A 23,152-nucleotide genomic window follows, 5' to 3' on the forward strand; every position below is an offset into this window, starting at 1 on the left:
CGAATATCCCCCCTAGGGGGATACAGTTCGATCCTAAATCATAGTCCATGGCAGCTCAAGAAATAGGCGCTACGCCATCTATCGAATGATTGAAGTGCGGGCCCGCCCGCCGGCTTGTATTGGTTCTGCACGGCGAGGCGACGTGCTCAATGTTTCGATTGCAGCATTCAAATGCTGCGACGCTGCCGGTCGGATGTATTCCCTCCCTGGCTTGTATGGCTAGTTGGAACGTGTGATCATAATTTCATTATAGGTAGGGGGGGTATGGTATGGGTCATGTGAGATCGAGCAAAGACAATCTTCTCAAGCGCGTAAAGCGAATCGCTGGGCAAATCCAGGCGATTGAGCGAGCACTCGACTCTGATGATGACTGCTCGAAAACCTTGCTTTTGGTCGCTTCGACCCGTGGCGCTATCAATGGGCTGATGGATGAAATCATCGAAGACCACGCTCGTGAACATGTCGCGAATCCGACACTCAGCAACGAAGAAAGAGCGAAAGGCGTCGATGAGCTTCTCGAAGCCATTCGCCGCTATTCCAAATAGGATTTGCCCAGATGAGTAATTCGTTCACCGACTATTCCCACGACCATATGTTCCTGGGGACATCACATGAAGAAAACGCCAAGCGAACCTTGTGGGTGGTGGCTCTGACCGTCGTAATGATGGTTGCTGAAATCACCGCAGGTTATCTCACTGGCTCAATGGCGTTGCTTGCCGATGGTTTTCACATGGCAACGCACGCGGGAGCACTTGGCATAGCCGCAGCTGCTTACGGTTACGCAAAAAGACATGCCACAAGTGCTCGCTACAGTTTTGGAACTGGCAAGGTGGGAGACTTGGGTGGCTTCGCTTCTGCTCTGATTTTGGGACTGGTCGCCTTGGGAATTGCCGGAGAATCGCTATTCCGTCTCTTTCAACCGACTCAAGTGCACTTCGGGACAGCGACTCTTATCGCAGTTGTCGGATTAGCAGTGAATGTCGTGAGCGCGCTTTTGCTTTCTGGTGGACATGATCATCACCATGGACATGACCACGGCCACGATCAATCTCACCATGCGCATGGTCACGACAATAATTTGCGCTCTGCTTACGTTCACGTCATTGCCGATGCCCTGACCTCGGTTCTGGCCATCGCTGCGTTGCTTGCTGGCCGATACCTTGGTTGGGTATGGCTCGACCCTGTAATGGGGATTGTGGGTGCAGTTGTTATTGCACGCTGGGCTTGGTCGTTGATGCGGGTGACTGCGGGTGTATTGCTCGACCAGACAGATGAACATGTCGCCCAAGAAATTCGTGAACTGGTTGAAACGCCTGGAGATGCTTCGATCATTGATCTTCATGTCTGGCAGGTGGGGCCGCAAGCCCGGGCCGCGATTGTGAGTGTTCTGGGCAGCCCAGCAGTGAACGCCGAAGACATACGAGAACGGCTTGCTACGGTTCATGAAGTCACGCATCTGACTGTTGAATACCGCACGAAGCTGGGAACTGGTTCACCGGCTCAAGCCTCCGTTCCGGCTTAGAAATGAACGCATAGTCGACTGAGATGAAAAAGGATCGAGATATGCTTTTGAGCAAACGAGATCAGGCGCAAATCGAGCGTCGTCTGATTGCCGCCCTGACCAAGGCCTGCGAGACGGCCAAAGCGGAGATCGTGGGCTTCTCTTGGTTGACTCACAATGTGGATTACGCGCGATTCCCCTCCAGTCTGATGGTTGTTTGGGTCTTCGACACCGATGCCAACAGGGATGAGGTGTTTGCCAATGGGCAAGACAAGCGGATGCTCGAACTGACGATCCTGGCGTTAAGTGAAGCGAATGTTCACGTCAATCAGGTGTCGGCCAACGTGCATTTCGATACTGAAGAGCAATGTCAGCGGTCGAATGCCGGTGACTGGCGGCAGCGTTTAACACGTACACGATCCACGCGGAGTTAAACCATGGCCAAGGACATCGAAAACCCATGTATTTCCGTTTGCCAGCTGAACAGCGAACTATGTTTGAGTTGCGGTCGCACCAAGGAAGACATCAGAAAATGGAAGCGGATGAAGCGTCCAGAAAAGATGGCCGCTGTACAACGCGCGACCCTGCGCCTGAAAAGCCTGCAAAAAAAGCACAATTGAACGCCGCAGTTTAGGCCACAGTTGTACTGCGTCCTCCCTTGTTGCTGTCCTCGGCCCCCTTACGACTTCTTCTACTGCTTGAACACGTAATGGACAAAGCATTTCTCGCTGCATGGCCATGGTGGACGGTAGCCATGCAGCGTTAGATGGACAGGGCCAGATTAATTGCCGGGGTATTCAGCAAGGACCTGATCCGCGCCGGCTTTGGTCAGCCCGATTACCTGATAAGCATCATGTTTTCCGTTGACTTCCATGCCTGGAGATCCAGCCGGCATGCCAGGAACGGCGATCCCGAGAAGGTCGTCACGTTTGCTCATCGCAATGATTTGCTCGGCGGGCACGTGACCTTCAACAAACTTTCCATTGATCATTGCTGTGTGGCAGGACGAGAGTCGTGGAGCAACACCGAGATCCTGCTTGACAGCGCTCATGTTGGTTTCTACATGATCAACGACGGTGAAGCCGTTAGCTTCAAGGTGCTGGATCCACTTCTTGCAGCATCCACAGTTAGCGTCACGATGGACGTCGATCGTCAGCGACTCTGCTGCATGACCAGCTGAACTGATAAACAAAGCCGCGAATGCAGCGAGGCGAAGTGCCCGACCGGGACGAAGTAAGTTATTTCGCATGGGTATGCTCCTTCCCATCAGCGTGGGTATGAGTTTTTGGCTGAACGGCCGAAGTTGCAGGAGCGTCATGTGAAGCCTCCACAACCTGAGGATGGGCGTGTTCGGTACTTTCATCCTGAGAAGGCGCTGAGGCCGCCTCATGGGCATGGGCGCTGTTTCTCTCGCCATGATGGTCGCCTGCTTCGGCTATCTCTTCGGCTGCACCCGCATCATGATGCCCAGCGGCAGCCCCTTTTTGGCCCTCATGCTGGCCTTCATGGTTATGCATTTTGCTCTCGCCGCCACCGTGTTGATGACCATCGCTGCTGGTTGCTAGAGCGTTGTATTGCTCTGCATCCAATGAAGGCAACTGCTGGAGAAAAGCGACCATTCCCCAGATGTAGGGATCGGCCATGCTTTTACCCCAAGCGGGCATGCCTGTGGATTTGATTCCATGCTTGATGATCCAGAAAGCTGCGGCAGGGTTTCCATCAACGCCCAGTTTTGAAAGATTCGGAGGTGCAGGGTAAAGGCTATTACTTAACTCGGTTCCTGCAATACCCGGAGCCAGATGGCAACCGATGCACATAGCGTTGTAGTTGCCAGCACCTGCGCGGATGAGAGCTTCTTCGCTCAGGTCGGGGACTTTAATATCGCGTGAGCGCACAGCAATCGAGCGATCCCGAGCAGTGGAAAGAAGTGAGTGAACGGGGCCGAAATGCGGATCATCCGCCCCTACATTGATCACACCAAAATACACCACGCCGGCACCTATTATTGCGGCGACCACCCCGGCAGCAGTCAATGTTTTCAATGTTCTTTTCATGTCAGGCCCTCAAAACCACATCCGAATACCGGCGACAAATCGCGCCTCGTTCGCATCCTCTCCTTCATCGCTGGCCAGGTCTGCCGTATTGCCGTAGGAGCGGCTCCAGCTAACCCCAATGTAAGGGGCAAATTGGCGAACAATCTCATAACGCAATCGGAGCCCTACTTCGGTGTTTGCCAATCCAGACCCAATGCCGCGCTGAGGATCATTTTTTCCGTAAAAATTGGCTTCGGCCGTCGGCTGCAAGATCAGGCGATTGGTCAGCAGAATGTCGTAGTCGCCTTCCAATCGAGCAGCGGTTTGACCGTTCTCACCGATGTAGGCAGTCGCTTCGGCTTCAAAGTTATAGAGGGCCATGCCCTGAATACCGAGCGCTCCCCAAGTTTGTGGTGACCCGGGCTTGAAGTCTTGTCGTACGCCGGTGACGACATCCCACCATGGACCGATGGAGTGCCCCCAAAGTGCTGATAGTTCAGCGTTTTCCGTTACGCCATTGGTACGTTCGCCTTCCGAGCGCAACCACAGTCGGTCAACGTCACCGCCGATCCATCCTTTTGCATCCCAGGCCAATGCACTACCGTCGTCAGCATCCTGGTACTCAAACTTATCCAGCAGCATGAAGGAGTTGAGTTTTTTGTCGTGGACACCATGACCAGCAACATCTGGAAAGGCGGCTGCACGGTCAGCGTCGGTAAGTATGGGGACTGGGGTTCGACTGGTGGTAGCCGCCCCTCCATCCATACTTTTCATTCCGTTCATTTGCCCGTCATCCATACTCATCTTGCTGTGATCCATAGCCCCCATCTTGCTATGGTCCATAGCTCCCATTGAGCCGTGGTCCATCTTGGAGTGATCCATCTCTTCAGCGGCATGAGCCACGACAAAGAAAGCAGGACTGGTAGAGACTGCCAGTGCCATCAACGTTGGGCGTAAAAACTTACTGGTCATGATCTCAATCTGCCTTTTTGGTTTTTTGGTCATGATCCATCGACTCATGGTTCATCTTGCTGTGATCCATTGACCCGTGATCGGGCTTTGACTCGTTTGTCGTAGTTGCAGGCTTGCTCGTTGATTTCGCAGGAGTAGCAGCTGAATGAACACTACTATCTTCGACTGCCAGCGCCACGGACGAGAGTCCACCCACCAAGCCGACGGCAAAGAGGCAGCCGACCAGCGATTTACGATTTAGGTATGTGCTCACAGATCGTCTCCTTTACTCATCAACCCGTACTTCACGGAACATGCCCATTTCCATATGGAAAAGCAGGTGGCAGTGATAGGCCCAGCGACCTAAGGCATCGGCGGTGACTCGATAGCTGCGCTTGGTACCTGGTGGCATGTCGATCGTGTGCTTGCGCACCATGAACTTACCGTTCTCATCTTCAAGGTCGCTCCACATGCCGTGAAGGTGGATGGGGTGGGTCATCATGGTGTCGTTCACCAGGGTGATACGCAGACGCTCCCCATACTTCAGACGAAGCGGCTCGGCGTCAGAGAATTTGATGCCGTTGAAGGACCACGAAAACCTCTCCATGTGACCGGTCAGATGAAGCTCAATGGTGCGATTGGGCTCGCGACCGTCAGGGTCTTGGAAAGTGCTTTTCAGGTCTGAGTAGGTGAGCACTCGACGACCATTGTTTCGTAACCCGATGCCTGGATCGTTTAGCTTGGGCGTTGGGTTCATGGCTTGCATGTCAACCAACGGGTTGTTGGTTTCGGACGCTGGGTGAGTCTGCATTTCGCCACCCATACTGCCCATCCCTGCCATCTTGCTGTGGTCCATGCCAGCCATGTTGGACATGTCGCCTTTGTCCATTCCCGCCATCTTGCTGTGGTCCATACCGGCCATGTTGGACATGTCGCCTTTGTCCATTCCTGCCATCTTGCTGTGGTCCATACCGGTCATGTTAGTCATGTCACCGCTGTCCATGCCGGTCATCCCGGTCATGTCACTTTGGTCCATTCCCGCCATTTTGCTGTGGTCCATGCCAGCCATGCCTGACATGTCACCTTGTTTCATATCGCCGCCGCCCATACCAGCCATGCTGCCATGGTCCATGCCCGCCATACCGCCCATACCCATGTCATCCATGGTCAAAAGCGGCCGAGGATCGATCGCAGGTACCTGTGCCTTTAATCCTTCGCGAACTGCCAAGGTTCCACGTGCATAACCGGTTCTATCCATGGACTGGGCGAAGATTGTGTAAGCCTCTTCGCTGGCAGGTTCTACGATCACGTCATACGTTTCTGCCACGGCGATGCGGAATTCATCGACGCTGACTGGTTTGACATGTTGGCCGTCAGCCGCCACAACGGTCATTTTCAAACCAGGGATGCGGACGTCGAAATAGCTCATAGCTGAGCCGTTGATAAAGCGCAGGCGCAGCTTTTCGCCCGGCTTGAAAATACCGGTCCAGTTACCGTTAGGCGCCTGGCCATTCATGAGATAGGTGTAAGTATCCCCACTGACGTCTGCGAGATCAGTGGGGTTCATTTTCATTTCAGCCCACATCTTCCGGTCGGCCACGGCAGCAGACCAACCTTGCTTGCTGACGTCGTCGATAAAGTCGCCCACGGTACGTTTGTGGTGGTTGTAGTAGTCCGATTGCTTCTTGAGTTTGGCCATGACGCGACTAGGATCTTCATCGGTCCAGTCAGTCAACATCACCACATAGTCGCGGTTGTATTGAAAAGGTTCAGGCTCTTTCGAGTCGATGACGATTGGACCGTAAACGCCTGCCTGCTCCTGCAAACCAGAGTGGCTGTGGTACCAGTACGTACCGTTCTGATGCACCTTGAATTTGTACTCGTACATGCCATCGGGCGCGATGCCATGGAAACTCAAACCCGGTACACCGTCCATATTGGCGGGCAGAATGATCCCGTGCCAATGAATTGAGGTGTCTTGGTCTAGGCGATTTTTCACACGCAGTGTGACCGTCTCGCCTTCGCGCCAGCGCAGCAAAGGTCCGGGCAACGAACCATTGATGGTCATGGCTGTGCGCGGCGAGCCAGTTATGTTTACAGGGGTTTCACCAATAAACAGATCAAATTCGTTACCGGTGAGAACGCTCGGCAGACCAGGACTGGTCACTGCCCATACAGGAGTGCGCCACAGGCCAAGGCCGCCGAGAATGCCACCAGCGGCCAGGCCTTTAACGAATGTCCGCCTAGAGGTTTTGGAATGCATGCCGTTTATGTCCGATCAGTCAAAAGGGAAGCCGTGCGAAACAACCAATGAGTTGCTCAAACAGGTGAAGGCGCTCTCCTCGGGGGTTTGTAATGAGCCCGAATGAGCTCGCTCGCCGTCACTAAAAACGAGTTCTTACGGCAAGCGAGCTCAGAAATTGCCACATTTGAACCACCACAGTGATTACATTTCTGTCAGCTTGGGAACGCAGCAAGCTATTCAGCAATTCTTGTGGTCCATCGCTTTGGCTTGGCTTTCTGCGATGGGAGGTTGGGTGCTTTGCTTTTGGGCTACTTGATACGATTCCATTGAATCATTCCTAGCCACTTCCATACGTGCGAACGCCCGGTCACCACCGCCTTCAGCCATTGCCAAAGAAGAGGCGGTCAGGGCTGCGATGATGAGCAAAGTTTTGATGGGATTCATTTGTATTTCCTCGGATGAGTATTGATAACCCCTCGAATCCACATCAAGTGATGATTCTTAGGGGAGAGCTTAAGGCTCAATAGGACTATAAGACTCATCCCCTGTCAGGAACCTTAGGTGAATATTACAGTTGTGTCAGTTGCGATATTTTTCTTGAGGAACACGCTATTTAATCCGTAAGGTCTAGATCTTTCAGCGTCACACCGCTATTTACTGAGTATCAGTTTGAGGTGCGTAACTTTGTAAGCATCCGATAGCTTTCAAGGTGCAGACGTTTATTTAGTTTTTGCACTGGAACTGCATATGTGAGCCTGGATGCACCGCGTCAACATTTAAGTATTCGATGCTTATGGAAAATAGCAACACTACTGAGGGTGATTGAGTGTGAGTATTAATTTTGAGAAAGCGCTTGGCTCCGCAGAAAGAAAGTTAATTTATCGTAGTAAAAGAGCTGAAATCCTGAGTAACAATATCGCAAACGCTGAAACGCCGAACTTCAAGGTCCGAGACTTAGATTTTTCTACTGTGCTTGCAAGCCAGACAAAAAAACTCCTGCTACTCCGCTTTCTTTGAAAACAACAAGTGTAAAACACATTACCGAAAAAGAATCAGCAAGTGATATTTACGGAGGTGCTTTGCTTTACAGCACACCAGCTCAACCTGCCATTGATCAAAATACTGTCGATCAGCAGGTCGAGATCGCAAAGTACACAGAAAATGGAATACGTTTCGACGCCGCTTTTACTAGGTTGAATGGAGCATTCAAAGGTTTGCTCAAAGCTCTGCGAGGTAATTAGTAGCGCAGGGCTTGCGAGCGGTAATTGTGGCAGACGTGGCTGCTTTGGTACTCCCTGAGGGTTAACCAAGGGGAGCCCCCTGTATACGGGGCTCTGACCTTGGAAAGGTGCCAGCATTCAAGCGCTGATCAGGGAAGGAAAACCTAACGCCTCGACAGCTTTACGAACCTGCTCTGGGCTTTCGCTGCTTTCAACACTCACCTTACCGGCTGACCGATCCACGGAAACTGTAGCTTCGTTGTCCAGTGACTGAATCGCTTTGGTGATTTTGCTGACGCAACTGCCGCAACCGATGCCTGATACATCTAAGACGAACATGGTTATTCCTCTCGTGCTGAGCGGTCTCTTTTCACCGCACCGACAGCATCAACGTTGACACGATGGCAAGGTCAACAGTTATCTGTTTCGGGTTGTGAGTGCCGTTGAAGCTCAGTCAATTCGGGTACTCCTCAGTCTCAATGCATTGAAAACTACAGATGCAGAACTGATGCTCATGGCGATGGCAGCGATCATTGGCGACAGGAGATGTCCCGTCAGTGGATAGAGCAAGCCTGCGGCAAGAGGGATACCCATCGAGTTGTAAAGAAAGGCAAAACCCAAGTTTTGCCGCATGTTTTTTACTGTTGCGACCGAAAGAGCCCGTGCTCGTAAAATCCCCATCAGGTCGCCTTTTACCAGCGTGAGTTGCGCGCTATTCATCGCAACGTCAGTCCCTGTCCCCATGGCAATGCCCACATCTGCTCGCGCCAGGGCCGGTGCATCGTTGATACCGTCACCAGCCATGGCGACCTTCCGGCCGTATTGCTGGAGATCTGCGACCAGACGCTCCTTGTCCTGAGGTTTCACTTCACCGTGGACTTCATCAATCCCCATCTCCCTGGCGACAGCCCGAGCGGTGGTGAGCCCGTCGCCAGTAGCCATGATGATTTTGATGTCATCAGCCTTGAGCTTGGTGACTGCTTCTTTGGAGGTCGGCTTAATTGGATCTGATACTGCCAACAACCCTGCCAATACCCCGTCGACTGCAAGGTAGATGATGCTGATGCCGTCAAGTCGCAACAACTCTGCACGCTCTTGTAGGGGCTTGGTCCTCACGCCTGCGGCTTCCATCAACGCGGTGTTCCCAAGCTGGATCTTCTTGCCATCAACGATGCCAGTGACCCCGATACCTGAACCAGACTCAAAGGATTCTGGCTTGGTGAGCTTAATGTTCTCGGTTCGGGCGTGATCGACGATTGCATGAGCCAAGGGATGTTCGCTGCCCTGGTCAAGGCTGGCAGCCAGCTGAAGAACATCGTGGGGATTGAAGCTGGGTGTGGCCTCCACACTGTGAAACACTGGCCGTCCCTCTGTCAGGGTGCCTGTCTTATCGACAATCAGCGTGTCGATTTTGCAAAGGTTTTCGATGGCACTGGCATCCCTGAACAGCACACCCATGCTGGCCGCTTTACCTGTCGAAACCATGATCGACATGGGCGTAGCAAGACCCAACGCACAGGGGCAAGCGATGATCAGCACGGCGACAGCGTTGATCAGACCAAACACCCAACTGGGCTCAGGGCCAAAAAGCCCCCAACCGACAAATGTCAGTATCGCAATCGTGATAACACCCATCACAAAGTAGCCAGCAATCGAGTCGGCCATTCGTTGCATTGGTGCTTTGGAGCGCTGAGCCCGAGCGACCATCTGTACGATCTGTGACAGCATGGTCTCGGCGCCGACCTTCTGCGCCTTCATTACCAAGCTCCCATGTGTATTCAGCGTGGCGCCGATCAGGCTATCTCCAGCTCTCTTCATTAGCGGCACTGGCTCGCCAGTGAGCATGGACTCATCCACCGCACTTTCACCCTTCAGTACTGAACCATCAACTGGCACCTTTTCACCTGGCCTGACCCGCAAGTGGTCTCCTAGGTGAACATGGGTGAGAGGAATGTCTTCCTCTTGGCCATCGGCATTAATCCGGCGTGCGGTTTTGGGCGATAGACCGAGAAGGGACTTAATGGCGGCGGAAGTTTGCGATCGGGCCTTGAGCTCAAGAATCTGCCCAAGCAAGGTGAGCGAGATGATGACCGCGGCGGCTTCGAAGTAGACGCCGATACGTCCATCTTGCATAAAGGTAGCGGGAAAGCTTTGGGGTAAGAACGTTGCCATGACGCTGTAAAGGTAGGCTGCGGCGGTACCCAAACCTATCAAAGTCCACATGTTTGGACTGCGATTTCTAACAGAGGCTATGCCCCTTACAAAAAAGGGCCAACCTGCCCATAAAGTCACCGGTGTCGCCAGAGCGAACTCGATCCAGTTTTGGATCGAGCCATGGAGGAGTTGTAGCGAGTGTCCCGCCATGGCGAGCACGGTCACTATCACGGTTAATGGCAGCGACCACCAAAAGCGGCGGGCGAAATCCCGGAGTTCAGGATTTTCTTCTTCATCGAGCGCGGGCATGACCGGCTCTAATGTCATGCCACATTTAGGGCAGTTGCCGGGTCCGGGCTGGCGTATTTCCGGGTGCATCGGACAGGTAAACTCAGTGCCTGTTTGTACCGCAGACTCTGGAGTGGTGACGCGGGATTCGGCGCTCGAAACATTACCGCTGAAGCGTTCAGGATCAGCTCGAAACTTCTCCTGGCATTTCAGGCTACAGAATCGATACGTCTGTCCCTGATAAGACTCACCAAATTCACTTGATGAAGTGACTGCCATTCCGCACACCGGGTCACGTAGATCATCGTCATTGAGCGGAGCAGCATGGGCGTGACTGTGGTCGTGGTGGCTCGATATGGTAGGCATGGCTATTTCCCTTCTTCGTCCTTGTAGGTTGCTGCCTGATCGCCATGGCTATGTCCGCCATGTCCATGTCCAAAAAAATGCATCAATGGACAGATCAACAGAATTAGATAAGGCCAAAATGGATAAACGTGGCTGAAATGCTCCCGCAACACGTAGAAGGCACCAATCGCAATGAGCATGATTAGTACAACGCCTGTTTTGCGCCTCCAAAATGGTGCGGTGGTGTTTCCATCCGGATGTTGATGGTTATTCATGATCTAAACTCCACTGTGTAAGTGTTGCTGTGATCTCTGCGACAGAGCGTAGCCAACTCGTGCGTCGAAGCGGTGTTAGCAGCCAGATCCGGCTTACTTCAGGTCAAACGGACCAACCATCCCTGACTGATAATGCCCTGGCACGTTGCAGGCAAACTGAAGGCCTGTGCTGTTGTTGAAGGTCCAGATCAGCTCTTGGGTTGCGCCAGGCTCAATCAGGACGCTGTTCGGGTCGTTGTGTTGCATTCCGACCATCTTCATTCCACCCATGCTGTGGCTCATACCGCTCATCGTTTTCCCGGTACCGGTGGGGTTAAGCGTTCCGTTCTGGAACATGCTTGCCATTTCTTTTTGGTGTGCTGCATGAGCAGCGGCTTTGCCGATGTTGAACTCGTGCAGCAGCGAACCCTCATTGCGAAGGACAAATCGAATAGTTTCACCAGGCTTTACGTCGATGCTTTCAGGTTTGAAGAAAATATCGCCCATTTCGACCTCCACCGTACGGGTAACCTCAGAGGCGACTCCAGGCTGGCCGATGTCCTCTTTCCCATGCCCTGCGCTGGCCATAGCCGTAGCACCGAAGAGTAGAGTGATTGCTGCGATGACAGGGGTAACGAGCTTAGCTTTCATAGTGACCTCGAGAGTAAGTGTGGGAGCACTGGCTATGCTAAAGACACGGAGCTGCCAGTTAACTGACCTGAACACTACATTTCTGTCAGTTTTCGAAATAAATACGGCGTCCAGATGACGCCGCATTCAACAAGACTTTTCAAAAAGCTCTTTTCAGCGAGTTGCTCACTGGTGGTTCTCTGAAAGCATCAATTTGTGCTCGCGCTGCATTTGGCTCAAAACGTCATCGACGATTTTGTCGTGCTTTTCCATCCAGGCGAGGTGCTGCTGAGGTGACATTGAGGCGTCTGGATGATCTTTATGGAGTTGGCTCATGAGCTCTCCCAGCATCTTCATATGCTCGGTCATGTGGACATGACGCTGACCTTCAGGGGCTTTTTCAGCTTGTATCAGGACTGCTTCTGCCTTGTTGCGCAGACCTTCCATACGCTCTATCACCCGGTCTCCGCCACTTTCAGCCCATACAGAAGCTGAGACGAGTATTGAGCTCACAAAAAACAGCATTTTCAGGCGATTCATGGGGCAACTCCTTATGGAATTGTTTTCCGGCTCCCAAACGTTTCATGCTGAAGAGTCGGTCGAGCACCAGGAAGTACTCATGCTTGAACCCTAGACAGCGCTTGCTGACATCTACCTGAAGCCAATATTACTTTTCTGTCAGTTGCTGGTTGGCTGGCGTGTTTCGTTGCAGACTGCGCTTCATCATTATCCGAGAGCCACCCTCATGAGACTTCTGGTTGCTGAAGACGAACCCAAAATAGGTATCTATTTGGAGCAAGGACTCACGGAGGCGGGGTTCAATGTGGATCGCTTTACCAATGGCCAAGTGGCGCTTCAGCACGCTTTGAGCGAGGCCTATGACCTGCTGATTCTAGACGTCATGATGCCTGGGCTGGATGGCTGGGAAGTACTTCAGAAGGTTCGTGCATCCGGAAAAGATGTTCCCGTGCTCTTCCTCACGGCGCGAGACCGCGTTGAAGATCGAGTGAAAGGACTTGAACTCGGGGCAGATGATTACCTGATCAAACCCTTCGCATTTTCTGAACTGTTGGCTCGCGTCAGAACGTTGCTACGTCGGGGTAACGGCGCTCCCTCGCAAACCTATATGAAATTGGCTGATCTGGAGGTGGACCTGCTCAAGCGTCGGGCCATTCGTGGAGGTAAGCGCATAGACCTTACGGCCAAAGAGTTTGCATTGCTTGAGCTGTTGCTAAGACGTCGAGGGGAGGTGCTGCCAAAGTCACTTATCGCCTCCCAGGTTTGGGATATGAACTTTGACAGCGATACCAACGTTATCGAGGTTGCAGTGAGAAGGTTGAGGGCCAAGATAGATGACGATTTTGAGGTCAAGTTGATTCATACCTCAAGGGGAATGGGTTACATGCTCGACGCACCTGATTCGGAGTCGGAATGAACCGAATGTCCCTGACGACTCGCATGAGTCTGATGTTCATGCTCGCGGTAACGGCCGTGCTCACGGTCGCCGGACTCAGTTTCAATAACCTCAGCCGGCATCATTTCAAGATGCTGGATCAGCAGGCATTGAACGAAAAGCTCCACTCGACCCAGAGAATTTTGTCCGGGTTGAACAGCATCGATCAATTCAGCGAATTTAAGCCTGAGCTGGAAGCGCTTCTGGGTGCTCACCGTGATTTGACGGCCCTAATAATCGATGGTGACGGCAAGCTGCTGTTTGCTGATCCCGGTCCGGTAGATATTCCGAAGGAGTTCCGCACAACCACAAACAACAACGTCTGGGAGTGGCGGGAGCAAGAGCAGATGTTCCGTGGCGTGACGGCACAAGCCGTTGTGACGGGACAAGACAAGCCGTTGACAGTCATTTTGATCTTTGACGTTACTCAGCATATGTCCTTTTTCGAGACGCTTGAACGCTGGTTTTGGATAGGGTTGGTGATCAGCGCATTGGTCAGTGCTGCACTCGGCTGGATGGTAGCAAGCAGTGGCATGCGGCCTATTCGCCAGGTCACGCGGGTCGCTGCCTCAATGTCAGCAAAATCACTCAAAGAGCGCATCCCCTTAGCACCCGTTCCCAAAGAACTTCAGCAAATGGTGCTGTCGTTTAACGCAATGTTGTCCAGGCTCGACGATGCATTTGTCCGGTTATCGAACTTTTCCGCAGACATTGCCCACGAACTACGGACCCCCGTGAGCAACTTGATGACCCACACCGAAGTGGTGCTTTCTAGAAAAAGGAACATCGAGGACTACGAAGACAATCTGTACTCAAATCTTGATGATTTGAAGCGTATGGGGCGAATGATCGATGACATGCTTTTTCTGGCGAAGTCTGACAATGGTCTGATCACGCACGAGAACAAACCGATAGACTTGGTGGAAGTCGTAGAGAAATTGCTCGAATACTACCGACTGTTGGCAGATGAGCGAGGCATTGAGCTCACAGTTTCAGGAAGGGGCAGTGTTCGAGGCGATGTTCTTATGCTCCACAGAGCCATTTCTAATCTGCTCTCAAATGCGCTGCGCTACACCCATGAAGGGAAGTCCATCAGTGTCGATATTCAGCAGAAGGAGATGTCGGTATTGGTCGTTGTGGAGAACCATGGAGAGCCCATTGCTCCCGAACACCTTGAAAAGCTGTTCGATCGCTTTTACCGCGTGGACCCAGCTCGGCGAGAAGGCAGTCCAAGCAACGCGGGGCTAGGTCTGTCAATTACCCGATCAATAATTGAAGCGCATGATGGCAAGATATGGTGTACGTCCTTTGATGGAAAAACGGCCTTTCATCTAGAGTTTCCTAGTGTTGACTTGAAGGTCAGCTGATCAGCGGCGCATTTGTGATCAACGGCAATCTCTCAGCCTGCGCCCCACGTTCCACTTTCGTTATTTTTGAATGGGTGAAAACCCTAGTATCGCGGGCACGCGGTCTCGTCTTTAAGTCTCGCTACGCCCGCCAATTCGAGGCCAAACACCGCGTCAAGCTGACTGAAATGTAATCGAACAGTTTGCGTTCGTGTGGCATCGTGTTCTTGCACTGTGACGTTGGGGCCTAGTGAGTTTCTCGTGTTCAACCTGCCCTAGAACACGGAGGCTACTAGCTAATCATCAGTGGTTTTAACAAGAATCGAAAAGTAAAAACTAGATATTCCCAAACAAACCTCGAATCAACAGCTCTTGCTGTGAGGAGTCTTGCATGTCATTCCTTAAAACTACGACCGTAGCTGTTGCACTTACCGCTGGTTTGCTTCTGAGTGCAGTTGCTCAAGCACATCCAAAGCTCCTTTCTTCCACTCCGGCAGAAGGCTCGGATGCGGCGGCCCCTTCGAAGATTGAACTGCACTTTTCTGAGAATCTCACCACTCAGTTTTCCGGTGCAAAACTGATCATGACCGATATGCCTGGCATGCCGAACTCCCCAATGGGTGTTAAGGCCGCCGTCGCTGGTGGCGGTGATCCGAAAACGATGGTGATTACACCGGCAGCACCTCTGACCACCGGTACCTACAAAGTCGAATGGCGTGCTGTCTCCTCGGACACTCACCCGATCACCGGCAACTTCTCATTTAAAGTGAAATGATTTATGAGCGACTCAATAAATATTGTGGTTCGCTTTGCTCTCTATTTCGACCTGATGTTGTTATTCGGATTAGCAATTTTCGGCTTATACAGCCTCAGGGGAAAGGAAAGAGTATCGGGCACGGTCTTGAATTTTGAGTCGCTTCTTTACGGTACTTCTGTTGCAGGTGTAGCCCTATCCCTTGTCGCCATGTTGTTGCTTGCGAAAGCAATGAGCGGTGTGTCGGAGCTTATGGAGCTACATCACCATATTTTTGAAATGGTCCTCATGGGGACCGACGTCGGGTTGACCTGGATGGTCCGAATAGCTGCCTTGGTGATGGCAATTATTGGCGTCGCGTTGAACAAGCGATTTCCGACAGCCAGTCTCTGGATCGTCACCGTATGCGGAGCGATTGCGTTGGCGACGTTGGCTTGGACAGGGCACGGTGCCATGGATGAAGGCAGCCGACGCTACTGGCATTTCATCACCGATATATTCCATCTTTTAGCCGCAGGTGGCTGGTTGGGTGCTCTATTGGCATTCGCTCTACTACTGCGGTTGAAATCGCTAAAGGGCGAACAAGAAGCTCGAATTCTTGCGAGGGTGCTGACTGGTTTTGAATCGGCCGGCGCTGTGATCGTAGTGATCATAAGCATCACAGGCGTAGTGAATTATCTGTTTGTCGTCGGTCCAAATCTCGATGAAGTGATGCTCAGTACGTACGGTGTACTGCTGTTTTTGAAGGTCCTGCTCTTTGCCGGGATGATCGTGTTAGCCACGCTGAACCGCTTTCACCTAAGTCCGGTATTGGAGCGGTCAGTTCGAAATGGAGAGTACTCTGCCGCGGTCAATGCCTTGCGCCGCAGCATGACACTCGAGTTTTTAATGGCAGTCATCATAATTTGCCTTGTCGCATGGTTAGGCACTTTAAGTCCGGAAATGGAAATGAGCGCGGAATAGAGGTTGGTGACAGCCGACTAAGGAGTCTAGAAGGTGAATTGTAAGGGCCATTTCCTCCGGCTACACTCCAGCCTATGAAACGCTACCTACGGTTTTGCCTGATTTTCCTGATTAGCCTGGCGCTCCCCCTCAGCGGGATGGCGGGCGTTCAGGCGCCGACTGAGCCCTGCCCCATGAAAACCATGGGCATGGCGATGATGGACGGCATGGGGCAAGACTGCTGCCAGGACATGAAAAGTCCCACCGAGCACGGCAAACCCTGTAAGTCAGGTCAGGAGTGCAAGACTGGTGGCATGCTGCAAGTATCCATCATCAAGCCTCCTATCACCTTATCCAGCCCCCTCGTACTGTCCTTCTCACTAGATTCCCTTCCAGTACAAACCCCGTCAGGGGTATGGCGACCGCCCCGCACTTGATTCCTGTACCACACTGAGCCTCATTCCGCGTTAGCGGGATGGCATATCTGCGTGCATGTCTGATGAAGCGCGCAGTGGATCATCACAGGAATCGTGAACATGAACTCCAAGTGCTATTGCACAGGGTGGTCCCTCGTGGCCGGCCTGGCGGCAAGCGTACTGGCATTGCCGAGTTTCGCTGCCGCATTGACACTCGATGAAGCTTTGCAGCTGGCTGAAAACAATGCGCCGTCGCTGACTGCACAAGACGCGAAAATTCAGGCCGCCAGTAGTGCGGCCATCCCCGCTGGTGAACTACCCGATCCCAAGTTGCTGCTAGGCGTACAGAACTACCCCATCGGCGGCCCAGATCGCTGGAGCATCGACCAGGACTTCATGACTATGCAAATGGTCGGAGTCAGTCAGGAGATGCCCAACAGCGCCAAGCGCAAAGCCCGCATCGAGGTCGCTGATGCGGCCATTGACCGCGCCGCCGCTGAGCGCCGGGTCGAACGTCTGAAGGTTCGTCAGGCTACGGCGCTGGCCTGGATCAACAGCTTCTCCGTTGAGCGTAAAGATGCGCTGTTCCAGGATTTCTACAAAGAAAACCGTCTGCTGGCCGATACCGTCCGTGCACAAATTGCCGGCGGCCGCGCTCAACCTGCTGACGCAGTAACGCCCAAACAGGAAGCGGCACAACTGGAAGAGCAGCAGGACGATTTGATTCGCCAGAGAGCGCAGGCCCGAGCGGCCCTGAAGCGCTGGATTGGACCAGCCGCCAACGACAAACCTGTGGGCAGCTTGCCTGAATGGCCTGTCGAAGCCTCTGGCTACTCTCATAAGCTGCAACATCACCCAGAATTGGCAGCGTTTGCGCCAATGACCCGCGAAGCGCAAGCCAAGGTCCGTGAAGCCGAAGCGGAAAAACAGTCGGATTGGAGCTGGGAAGTCGACTATCAGCATCGCGGCCGACAGTTCGGCGACATGGTCAGCGTGCAATTTTCATGGGATCTACCGCTATTTCCTGACTCTCGGCAGAACCCAAAAATTGCGGCCAAGCACGCTGAACTCAACCAGCTTGAGGCTGAGCGTGAAGCCCTTTCACGCGAGCATACCCAGCAACTGGAGGACCAGTTGGCCGACTATGACCGCCTGAATCGTGCCGTGCATCGAACCGAGGACAGCCTATTGCCCTTGGCCAAGGAGAAGGTCGCGCTCAGCATGGCCAGCTACCGGTCCGGCAAAGGTGACTTGAACTCCGTTGTCGCCGCCCGCCGCGAGCTCATAGAAGCCCGTCTCAAGCAGATTGATGTTGAAGAGCAGCGTGCTCTCACCAGCGCTCGCCTGTATTTCGCCTATGGGGAGTCCGCTCAATGATCTCTAGAACATGGAAAGGGGCTTTAGTTGTCAGCATCTCGGTTGCCTTGGGCGTTGCCGGTGGTTACTGGTTGGCCCAACAGAGAATGAGCGGAGTACCGGATGCAGCACCGGAGCAGAAGCCTGAGGCATCAGTCGATCGCAAAGTTCTGTATTGGTACGACCCCATGTACCCACAACAGAAATTCGATAAGCCGGGTAAGTCGCCCTTCATGGACATGCAAATGGTCCCTCAGTACGCCGATATCAAAGGGGAAAGCGCCGCCGTTCGCATTGATCCAGGCCTGACTCAGAATCTCGGTCTGCGACTGGCTACCGTCAGTCGAGGTGTGTTTGCTTCGAGTCTGGACGTGGTCGGTGTGTTGACCTTCAACGAGCGGGACGTCGCCGTCATCCAAGCCCGTACGGCGGGTTTCGTCGAGCGCGTGTATGCCCGTGCTCCTGGCGACGTGATCAAAGCCAATGCCGCCTTGGCGGATATTCTTGTACCTGAGTGGGCTGCAGCTCAGGAGGAGTTTCTCGCACTCAAGCGCAGTGGCGATGCGGGCTTACTGGCAGCGGCTCGCCAGCGTTTGCGGCTCACCGGGATGTCGGCGGCATCAATTGCTCAAGTAGAGCGCAGTGGCAAAATCCAACCAAACTTGACACTCACCAGCCCTATTAGTGGCGTGCTGCAAGAGCTAAATGTACGCGAGGGTATGACGGTGGCCGCAGGCGAGACACTGGCACGCGTTAATGGTTTGAGTAACGTCTGGCTGGCCCTGGCCGTTCCGGAGACTGAATCTGGATCGATCCTCATGGGGCAATCGGCAGAGGCACGTTTGCCCGCATTCCCTGGGGTTGTGCTCAAGGGCGTCGTCAGCGCGATTCTTCCGGAAACTAATCTGGATAGCCGCACACTTCGCGTACGCGTCGAGTTACCCAACCCAGAAGGCCGTCTCAGGCCGGGTATGACTGCACGAGTGAGCCTCAATCGTTCAACGGAGGAAAACGTGTTGTGGGTGCCGAGTGAGGCCGTCATTCGCACCGGTCGACGTGCCCTGGTGATGCTCGCTGAAGACGCTGGCCGCTATCGTCCTGTTGAAGTGTTGATCGGGCAGGAAAACGATGGCAAGACGGCGATCTTGAAAGGCCTGGAAGAGGGCCAGAAGGTGGTTACCTCTGGCCAGTTCCTGCTCGACTCGGAGGCCAGTCTCAAGGGCATCGTTGCAAGCTCTGAGGAAGAGTCAGCACCTAAGGCAGCAGCCTCCAGTTTTCATGAGGCGGATGGGCAGATCGTTGAGATCAACGACAAAGAAGTCACGCTCGCCCATGGCCCCTTCAAGACGCTGGGCATGCCTGGCATGACCATGACTTTCCCACTTGCCAATCCGGCTCTGATGCAAGGCCTTAAAACGGGCGACAAGGTCCGGATTGCGGTGAGTCAAACCGACGATGGCTTGCGTGTTGAGCGTCTAGAGAAATCAGGGGGCCAACCATGATTGCTGCCCTGATTCGTTGGTCAGTAGCCAACCGATTTCTGGTGCTACTGGCGACACTGTTTATCACGGCTTGGGGCATCTGGTCGGTGCAGAGCACGCCCATCGATGCGCTGCCAGATCTCTCGGATGTTCAGGTGATCATCCGCACCCCGTATCCGGGACAGGCACCGCAGATTGTCGAGAACCAGGTGACCTATCCGTTGGCCACCACCATGCTCTCAGTGCCGGGCGCCAAGACGGTGCGTGGCTATTCCTTCTTCGGGGACAGTTTCGTGTACGTGCTGTTCGAAGACGGTACTGATTTGTATTGGGCCCGCTCGCGGGTGTTGGAGTATCTAAGCCAAGTACAAAGTCGGTTGCCGGCCAGCGCCAAGCCGGCGTTGGGACCGGATGCGACGGGGGTGGGTTGGATCTATCAGTACGCACTGGTGGATCGCAGTGGCGGACACGATTTGGCACAGCTTCGCGCACTTCAGGATTGGTTTCTCAAGTTCGAACTCAAGACCCTGCCGAACGTTGCCGAGGTTGCTACGGTGGGTGGGATGGTCAAGCAGTACCAGGTGCAGCTCGATCCGCTCAAACTGGCCAGCCTCGGTATCACGCAGGCCGAGGTGACCGAAGCGATCGGCAAGGCCAATCAGGAAACTGGTGGCGCCGTGCTGGAGATGGCAGAGACCGAGTTTATCGTACGTGCCTCCGGCTACCTGAAGACGCTCAATGACTTTCGGGCGATCCCACTCAAGTTGGGATCGGGCGGTGTGCCGGTGACCCTTGGCGATGTTGCCACGATCCAGTTGGGGCCGGAAATGCGGCGTGGCATCACCGAACTCGACGGCGAAGGCGAGACCGTTGGCGGTGTGGTAATTCTGCGCAGCGGCAAGAATGCTCGCGAGACCATTGCAGCGGTCAAGACCAAGCTCGACGAACTGAAAAGCAGTCTGCCGGCTGGTGTAGAAATCGTCACCACCTACGACCGTAGCAAGCTGATCGACCGCGCCGTGGAAAACCTCAGCTACAAGCTCATCGAAGAGTTCATCGTTGTCGCGCTGGTCTGCGGGATTTTTCTCTGGCACCTGCGCTCATCCCTGGTGGCGATCATTTCGCTGCCGGTGGGGGTGCTGATTGCCTTCATCGTCATGCGCTACCAGGGCATCAACGCCAACATCATGTCCTTGGGCGGGATAGCCATCGCCATCGGCGCCATGGTCGATGCCGCCGTGGTGATGATCGAGAACGCCCACAAAAAGATTGAGGCCTGGCACCTGGCCAATCCAGGGGAGGAACTGAAGGGTGAGCGTCATTGGCATGTAATGACCGAAGCGGCGGCAGAGGTAGGTCCGGCACTGTTTTTCTGTNGAACGCCCACAAAAAGATTGAGGCCTGGCACCTGGCCAATCCAGGGGAGGAACTGAAGGGTGAGCGTCATTGGCATGTAATGACCGAAGCGGCGGCAGAGGTAGGTCCGGCACTGTTTTTCTGTTTGCTGATCATCACCCTGTCGTTCATTCCGGTGTTCACCCTGGAAGCTCAGGAGGGACGGCTGTTCGGCCCTTTGGCGTTCACCAAGACCTATGCCATGGCCGCAGCGGCGGGATTGTCAGTGACCTTGGTGCCAGTGCTGATGGGCTACTGGATTCGGGGGCGAATCCCCAGTGAACAACAGAACCCGTTGAACCGGTGGTTGATTCGGATTTATCAGCCAGCCCTTGACGCGGTCTTGCGTCGACCAAAGATCACGCTGTTGGTGGCTCTATTGGTTTTTGTCAGTGCACTATGGCCAATGTCGCGCCTGGGTGGCGAGTTTCTCCCCCCATTGGACGAGGGTGATCTGCTCTATATGCCTTCGGCTTTGCCGGGGCTGTCGGCGCAGAAAGCGGCGCAACTGCTGCAACACACCGACCGCCTGATCAAAACGGTGCCCGAGGTAGAACACGTCTTCGGTAAAGCGGGGCGTGCCGAAACCGCCACCGACCCGGCACCGCTGGAAATGTTCGAAACCACCATCCAGTTCAAGTCACATGAGCAATGGCGCCCAGGCATGACCCAGGAAAAGTTGGTGGAAGAACTGGATCGAGTGGTACGAGTCCCTGGGCTGACCAATATCTGGATTCCGCCGATTCGCAACCGTATTGACATGCTGGCCACAGGCATCAAGAGTCCTATTGGGGTGAAAGTTGCCGGCACCAACCTGACGGAGATTGATGCCGCGACTCAGGCCGTCGAGCGAGTGGCCAAGAACGTACCCGGTGTCAGTTCAGCTCTGGCCGAGCGACTTACCGGTGGCCGCTATATCGACGTGGATATCGACCGCAAATCCGCCGCCCGCTATGGGCTGAACATCGCCGATGTGCAGTCCATCGTGGCCGGTGCCATTGGTGGTGAAAATGTCGGGGAGACCATTGAAGGGCTTGCACGCTTCCCGATCAACGTGCGTTACCCTCGGGAGTGGCGTGACTCGCTCGGCGCCCTGGAGCAATTGCCGATCTACACCCCGCTAGGGAGCCAGATCACCCTCGGCACTGTGGCGAAGGTCAAGGTCAGCGACGGCCCGCCGATGCTCAAGAGCGAGAATGCACGGCCCTCTGGTTGGGTATACATCGACGTGCGTGGCCGGGACATTGCCTCGGTAGTCGCCGATCTACGCCGGGTCGTCAGCGAGCAGGTCAAGTTTCAGCCCGGCATGAGCCTGAGTTACTCAGGGCAGTTCGAATTTCTCGAAAGGGCCAACGCACGACTCAAACTGGTGGTGCCTGCCACGCTGTTGATCATCTTCGTATTGCTTTACCTGACTTTTGCCCGCTTCGACGAGGCCCTGCTGATCATGGCCACTCTGCCATTCGCCCTGACTGGCGGGGCATGGTTCCTCTATCTGTTGGGGTTCAACCTGTCGGTCGCCACCGGGGTCGGCTTTATCGCCTTGGCCGGTGTTTCTGCCGAATTTGGCGTGATCATGCTGCTCTACCTGAAAAACGCCTGGGCCGAACGTGAAGACCTCGGTGACAACACTGAGCGTGGGCTGATTGCGGCCATTCGTGAAGGGGCCGTGCAGCGCGTTCGACCCAAGGCCATGACCGTGGCCGTGATCATTGCCGGCCTGTTACCCATCCTGTTGGGCAGCGGCACCGGCAGCGAGGTGATGAGTCGCATCGCCGCGCCCATGGTGGGCGGCATGATCACCGCACCCTTGCTGTCGCTGTTTGTCATTCCGGCAGCCTATCGCCTGATGCGTCGCCGGCACCTCTCAGTTGAACCCATTAACTCTCAAGGAAACGTCCTATGAAACTGACCCCGATTGCAGTTGCAAGCACCGTATTTGCGCTGTCTCTTTCTGCCCTGGCAGAGGACGTGCCGGGCATGAAAATGGACGGTATGGAGGGCATGGAGATGAAGCAGGACGTAAAGCAGGCTCCGATAGCCAAAGCGGAGGGCACGATCAAGTCAATTAACTCCGAGAAGCAGACAGTGACTATCGCTCATGGCGCCGTGCCAGCCGTGCAGTGGCCTGCTATGACCATGGCTTTTTCCGTAACGGAAGATCAGCTGACAGGGCTGACGGCCGGAGACCGAGTGTCGTTTTCATTTCGGTTAGAGGGTGGCCGAGCCACGATTGTATCCATCAAAAAGTGAAATGGCGGTAATGGAAGTAGCCGGAGCGTAATGTCGCGTCGGCTTCTGCCACCCGCTTTTTACGAAAACCAATTATTCAGTAACGGAGCGTGTATGAACTGGTCAAGTAATTCTGGACACCAGTTAAGGTTTCAC

At 54.1% G+C, this 23,152-nt stretch carries 23 protein-coding genes and 2 pseudogenes; 15 read left to right on the forward strand and 10 right to left on the reverse strand.

Features of this window, described 5'->3' with window-relative positions:
• Positions 1 to 269: 269 nt before the first annotated feature.
• The 4 genes from MKS85_RS18590 to MKS85_RS18605 are packed head-to-tail and all read left to right on the forward strand — an operon-like array spanning position 270 to position 2,121.
• Complete coding sequence (locus tag MKS85_RS18590) at positions 270 to 545, forward strand: metal/formaldehyde-sensitive transcriptional repressor (protein WP_028621219.1); 276 nt, start codon at positions 270 to 272, stop codon at positions 543 to 545.
• Positions 546 to 556: 11 nt separating this feature from the next.
• Entirely contained in the window at positions 557 to 1,522 is a 966-nt protein-coding gene (gene dmeF, locus MKS85_RS18595) for a CDF family Co(II)/Ni(II) efflux transporter DmeF (protein WP_310663099.1), read from the forward strand.
• Between the two features lie 41 nt (positions 1,523 to 1,563).
• A complete protein-coding gene (locus MKS85_RS18600; protein WP_310663100.1) occupies positions 1,564 to 1,935 on the forward strand; it encodes a hypothetical protein in 372 nt (123 codons plus the stop codon).
• 3 nt (positions 1,936 to 1,938) lie between these two features.
• A complete protein-coding gene (locus MKS85_RS18605; RefSeq protein ID WP_084317634.1) occupies positions 1,939 to 2,121 on the forward strand; it encodes a DUF1289 domain-containing protein in 183 nt (60 codons plus the stop codon).
• Positions 2,122 to 2,282: 161 nt separating this feature from the next.
• On the opposite strand, the gene MKS85_RS18610 is transcribed toward MKS85_RS18605, so the two are convergent.
• The 5 genes from MKS85_RS18610 to MKS85_RS18630 all read right to left on the reverse strand — a co-directional run bounded on the left by MKS85_RS18610 (position 2,283) and on the right by MKS85_RS18630 (position 7,174).
• Positions 2,283 to 2,750, reverse strand: a complete 468-nt coding sequence (locus MKS85_RS18610; RefSeq protein ID WP_081609243.1) for a DUF411 domain-containing protein — start codon at positions 2,748 to 2,750, stop codon at positions 2,283 to 2,285.
• Entirely contained in the window at positions 2,740 to 3,555 is an 816-nt protein-coding gene (locus MKS85_RS18615) for a cytochrome c (protein ID WP_081609244.1), read from the reverse strand. Before MKS85_RS18615 ends, MKS85_RS18610 begins: the two co-directional genes overlap by 11 nt.
• Before the next feature lie 9 nt (positions 3,556 to 3,564).
• A complete protein-coding gene (locus MKS85_RS18620; RefSeq protein ID WP_310663113.1) occupies positions 3,565 to 4,539 on the reverse strand; it encodes a copper resistance protein B in 975 nt (324 codons plus the stop codon).
• Positions 4,540 to 4,771: 232 nt separating this feature from the next.
• Positions 4,772 to 6,748, reverse strand: coding sequence for a copper resistance system multicopper oxidase (locus tag MKS85_RS18625; RefSeq protein ID WP_310663101.1), 1,977 nt, complete (start codon positions 6,746 to 6,748; stop codon positions 4,772 to 4,774).
• Positions 6,749 to 6,967: 219 nt separating this feature from the next.
• Positions 6,968 to 7,174 (reverse strand): co-regulatory protein PtrA N-terminal domain-containing protein, encoded by a 207-nt coding sequence (locus MKS85_RS18630; protein ID WP_017737049.1) that lies wholly within the window; start codon positions 7,172 to 7,174, stop codon positions 6,968 to 6,970.
• A 384-nt stretch (positions 7,175 to 7,558) separates the two neighbouring features.
• On the opposite strand from MKS85_RS18630, the pseudogene flgB reads away from it, so the two are divergent.
• Positions 7,559 to 7,971 (forward strand): annotated as a pseudogene (gene flgB / locus MKS85_RS18635) (flagellar basal body rod protein FlgB).
• 117 nt (positions 7,972 to 8,088) lie between these two features.
• Here flgB and MKS85_RS18640 read toward each other — a convergent pair.
• The 5 genes from MKS85_RS18640 to MKS85_RS18660 all read right to left on the reverse strand — a co-directional run bounded on the left by MKS85_RS18640 (position 8,089) and on the right by MKS85_RS18660 (position 12,161).
• The gene (locus MKS85_RS18640) at positions 8,089 to 8,289 is read right to left on the reverse strand and encodes a heavy-metal-associated domain-containing protein (RefSeq protein ID WP_081609245.1); all 201 of its coding nucleotides are present in this window, start codon (positions 8,287 to 8,289) and stop codon (positions 8,089 to 8,091) included.
• Positions 8,290 to 8,400: 111 nt separating this feature from the next.
• Complete coding sequence (locus tag MKS85_RS18645) at positions 8,401 to 10,758, reverse strand: heavy metal translocating P-type ATPase (RefSeq protein WP_310663102.1); 2,358 nt, start codon at positions 10,756 to 10,758, stop codon at positions 8,401 to 8,403.
• Between the two features lie 2 nt (positions 10,759 to 10,760).
• Positions 10,761 to 11,012 (reverse strand): DUF2933 domain-containing protein, encoded by a 252-nt coding sequence (locus MKS85_RS18650; RefSeq protein WP_310663103.1) that lies wholly within the window; start codon positions 11,010 to 11,012, stop codon positions 10,761 to 10,763.
• 93 nt (positions 11,013 to 11,105) lie between these two features.
• A complete protein-coding gene (locus tag MKS85_RS18655; protein WP_310663104.1) occupies positions 11,106 to 11,642 on the reverse strand; it encodes a plastocyanin/azurin family copper-binding protein in 537 nt (178 codons plus the stop codon).
• A gap of 165 nt (positions 11,643 to 11,807) precedes the next feature.
• Positions 11,808 to 12,161 (reverse strand): co-regulatory protein PtrA N-terminal domain-containing protein, encoded by a 354-nt coding sequence (locus tag MKS85_RS18660; RefSeq protein WP_017737053.1) that lies wholly within the window; start codon positions 12,159 to 12,161, stop codon positions 11,808 to 11,810.
• A gap of 205 nt (positions 12,162 to 12,366) precedes the next feature.
• Between MKS85_RS18660 and MKS85_RS18665 the strand changes: the two genes are divergently transcribed.
• From MKS85_RS18665 to MKS85_RS18710, 10 genes and pseudogenes are all read left to right on the forward strand, one after another.
• Complete coding sequence (locus tag MKS85_RS18665) at positions 12,367 to 13,056, forward strand: heavy metal response regulator transcription factor (protein ID WP_017737055.1); 690 nt, start codon at positions 12,367 to 12,369, stop codon at positions 13,054 to 13,056.
• Positions 13,053 to 14,441, forward strand: coding sequence for a heavy metal sensor histidine kinase (locus MKS85_RS18670; protein WP_032864932.1), 1,389 nt, complete (start codon positions 13,053 to 13,055; stop codon positions 14,439 to 14,441). The genes MKS85_RS18665 and MKS85_RS18670 overlap by 4 nt, the downstream gene beginning before the upstream one ends.
• A gap of 370 nt (positions 14,442 to 14,811) precedes the next feature.
• Positions 14,812 to 15,195, forward strand: coding sequence for a copper homeostasis periplasmic binding protein CopC (gene copC, locus MKS85_RS18675; protein WP_017737057.1), 384 nt, complete (start codon positions 14,812 to 14,814; stop codon positions 15,193 to 15,195).
• Positions 15,196 to 15,198: 3 nt separating this feature from the next.
• Entirely contained in the window at positions 15,199 to 16,137 is a 939-nt protein-coding gene (gene copD / locus MKS85_RS18680; RefSeq protein WP_017737058.1) for a copper homeostasis membrane protein CopD, read from the forward strand.
• A gap of 74 nt (positions 16,138 to 16,211) precedes the next feature.
• On the forward strand, positions 16,212 to 16,553 hold the full coding sequence (locus MKS85_RS18685; RefSeq protein ID WP_017737059.1) for a hypothetical protein: 342 nt from the start codon (positions 16,212 to 16,214) through the stop codon (positions 16,551 to 16,553).
• A gap of 99 nt (positions 16,554 to 16,652) precedes the next feature.
• The gene (locus MKS85_RS18690; protein ID WP_310663105.1) at positions 16,653 to 17,909 is read left to right on the forward strand and encodes a TolC family protein; all 1,257 of its coding nucleotides are present in this window, start codon (positions 16,653 to 16,655) and stop codon (positions 17,907 to 17,909) included.
• Positions 17,906 to 19,390 (forward strand): efflux RND transporter periplasmic adaptor subunit, encoded by a 1,485-nt coding sequence (locus MKS85_RS18695; RefSeq protein WP_310663106.1) that lies wholly within the window; start codon positions 17,906 to 17,908, stop codon positions 19,388 to 19,390. The genes MKS85_RS18690 and MKS85_RS18695 overlap by 4 nt, the downstream gene beginning before the upstream one ends.
• Positions 19,387 to 20,733, forward strand: a pseudogene (locus MKS85_RS18700) (efflux RND transporter permease subunit); the annotation flags it as partial. The gene MKS85_RS18695 and the pseudogene MKS85_RS18700, both read left to right, overlap by 4 nt.
• Complete coding sequence (locus MKS85_RS18705; RefSeq protein ID WP_409078018.1) at positions 20,691 to 22,670, forward strand: efflux RND transporter permease subunit; 1,980 nt, start codon at positions 20,691 to 20,693, stop codon at positions 22,668 to 22,670. The pseudogene MKS85_RS18700 and the gene MKS85_RS18705, both read left to right, overlap by 43 nt.
• On the forward strand, positions 22,667 to 23,017 hold the full coding sequence (locus tag MKS85_RS18710; protein ID WP_310663108.1) for a copper-binding protein: 351 nt from the start codon (positions 22,667 to 22,669) through the stop codon (positions 23,015 to 23,017). The genes MKS85_RS18705 and MKS85_RS18710 overlap by 4 nt, the downstream gene beginning before the upstream one ends.
• The last annotated feature ends 135 nt before the right edge of the window (positions 23,018 to 23,152 follow it).

The organism is Pseudomonas sp. JL2, from assembly GCF_031570495.1.
Classification (GTDB): domain Bacteria; phylum Pseudomonadota; class Gammaproteobacteria; order Pseudomonadales; family Pseudomonadaceae; genus Aquipseudomonas; species Aquipseudomonas rhizophila.

Excerpts from the sequence above, each read along its gene's own strand:
- MKS85_RS18590 (WP_028621219.1), top strand. The coding sequence starts at position 270 with ATGGGTCATGTGAGATCGAGCAAAGACAATCTTCTCAAGCGCGTAAAG.
- dmeF (WP_310663099.1), top strand. The coding sequence starts at position 557 with ATGAGTAATTCGTTCACCGACTATTCCCACGACCATATGTTCCTGGGG.
- MKS85_RS18600 (WP_310663100.1), top strand. The coding sequence starts at position 1,564 with ATGCTTTTGAGCAAACGAGATCAGGCGCAAATCGAGCGTCGTCTGATT.
- MKS85_RS18605 (WP_084317634.1), top strand. The coding sequence starts at position 1,939 with ATGGCCAAGGACATCGAAAACCCATGTATTTCCGTTTGCCAGCTGAAC.
- MKS85_RS18610 (WP_081609243.1), bottom strand. The coding sequence starts at position 2,750 with ATGCGAAATAACTTACTTCGTCCCGGTCGGGCACTTCGCCTCGCTGCA.
- MKS85_RS18615 (WP_081609244.1), bottom strand. The coding sequence starts at position 3,555 with ATGAAAAGAACATTGAAAACATTGACTGCTGCCGGGGTGGTCGCCGCA.
- MKS85_RS18620 (WP_310663113.1), bottom strand. The coding sequence starts at position 4,539 with ATGACCAAAAAACCAAAAAGGCAGATTGAGATCATGACCAGTAAGTTT.
- MKS85_RS18625 (WP_310663101.1), bottom strand. The coding sequence starts at position 6,748 with ATGCATTCCAAAACCTCTAGGCGGACATTCGTTAAAGGCCTGGCCGCT.
- MKS85_RS18630 (WP_017737049.1), bottom strand. The coding sequence starts at position 7,174 with ATGAATCCCATCAAAACTTTGCTCATCATCGCAGCCCTGACCGCCTCT.
- MKS85_RS18640 (WP_081609245.1), bottom strand. The coding sequence starts at position 8,289 with ATGTTCGTCTTAGATGTATCAGGCATCGGTTGCGGCAGTTGCGTCAGC.
- MKS85_RS18645 (WP_310663102.1), bottom strand. The coding sequence starts at position 10,758 with ATGCCTACCATATCGAGCCACCACGACCACAGTCACGCCCATGCTGCT.
- MKS85_RS18650 (WP_310663103.1), bottom strand. The coding sequence starts at position 11,012 with ATGAATAACCATCAACATCCGGATGGAAACACCACCGCACCATTTTGG.
- MKS85_RS18655 (WP_310663104.1), bottom strand. The coding sequence starts at position 11,642 with ATGAAAGCTAAGCTCGTTACCCCTGTCATCGCAGCAATCACTCTACTC.
- MKS85_RS18660 (WP_017737053.1), bottom strand. The coding sequence starts at position 12,161 with ATGAATCGCCTGAAAATGCTGTTTTTTGTGAGCTCAATACTCGTCTCA.
- MKS85_RS18665 (WP_017737055.1), top strand. The coding sequence starts at position 12,367 with ATGAGACTTCTGGTTGCTGAAGACGAACCCAAAATAGGTATCTATTTG.
- MKS85_RS18670 (WP_032864932.1), top strand. The coding sequence starts at position 13,053 with ATGAACCGAATGTCCCTGACGACTCGCATGAGTCTGATGTTCATGCTC.
- copC (WP_017737057.1), top strand. The coding sequence starts at position 14,812 with ATGTCATTCCTTAAAACTACGACCGTAGCTGTTGCACTTACCGCTGGT.
- copD (WP_017737058.1), top strand. The coding sequence starts at position 15,199 with ATGAGCGACTCAATAAATATTGTGGTTCGCTTTGCTCTCTATTTCGAC.
- MKS85_RS18685 (WP_017737059.1), top strand. The coding sequence starts at position 16,212 with ATGAAACGCTACCTACGGTTTTGCCTGATTTTCCTGATTAGCCTGGCG.
- MKS85_RS18690 (WP_310663105.1), top strand. The coding sequence starts at position 16,653 with ATGAACTCCAAGTGCTATTGCACAGGGTGGTCCCTCGTGGCCGGCCTG.
- MKS85_RS18695 (WP_310663106.1), top strand. The coding sequence starts at position 17,906 with ATGATCTCTAGAACATGGAAAGGGGCTTTAGTTGTCAGCATCTCGGTT.
- MKS85_RS18710 (WP_310663108.1), top strand. The coding sequence starts at position 22,667 with ATGAAACTGACCCCGATTGCAGTTGCAAGCACCGTATTTGCGCTGTCT.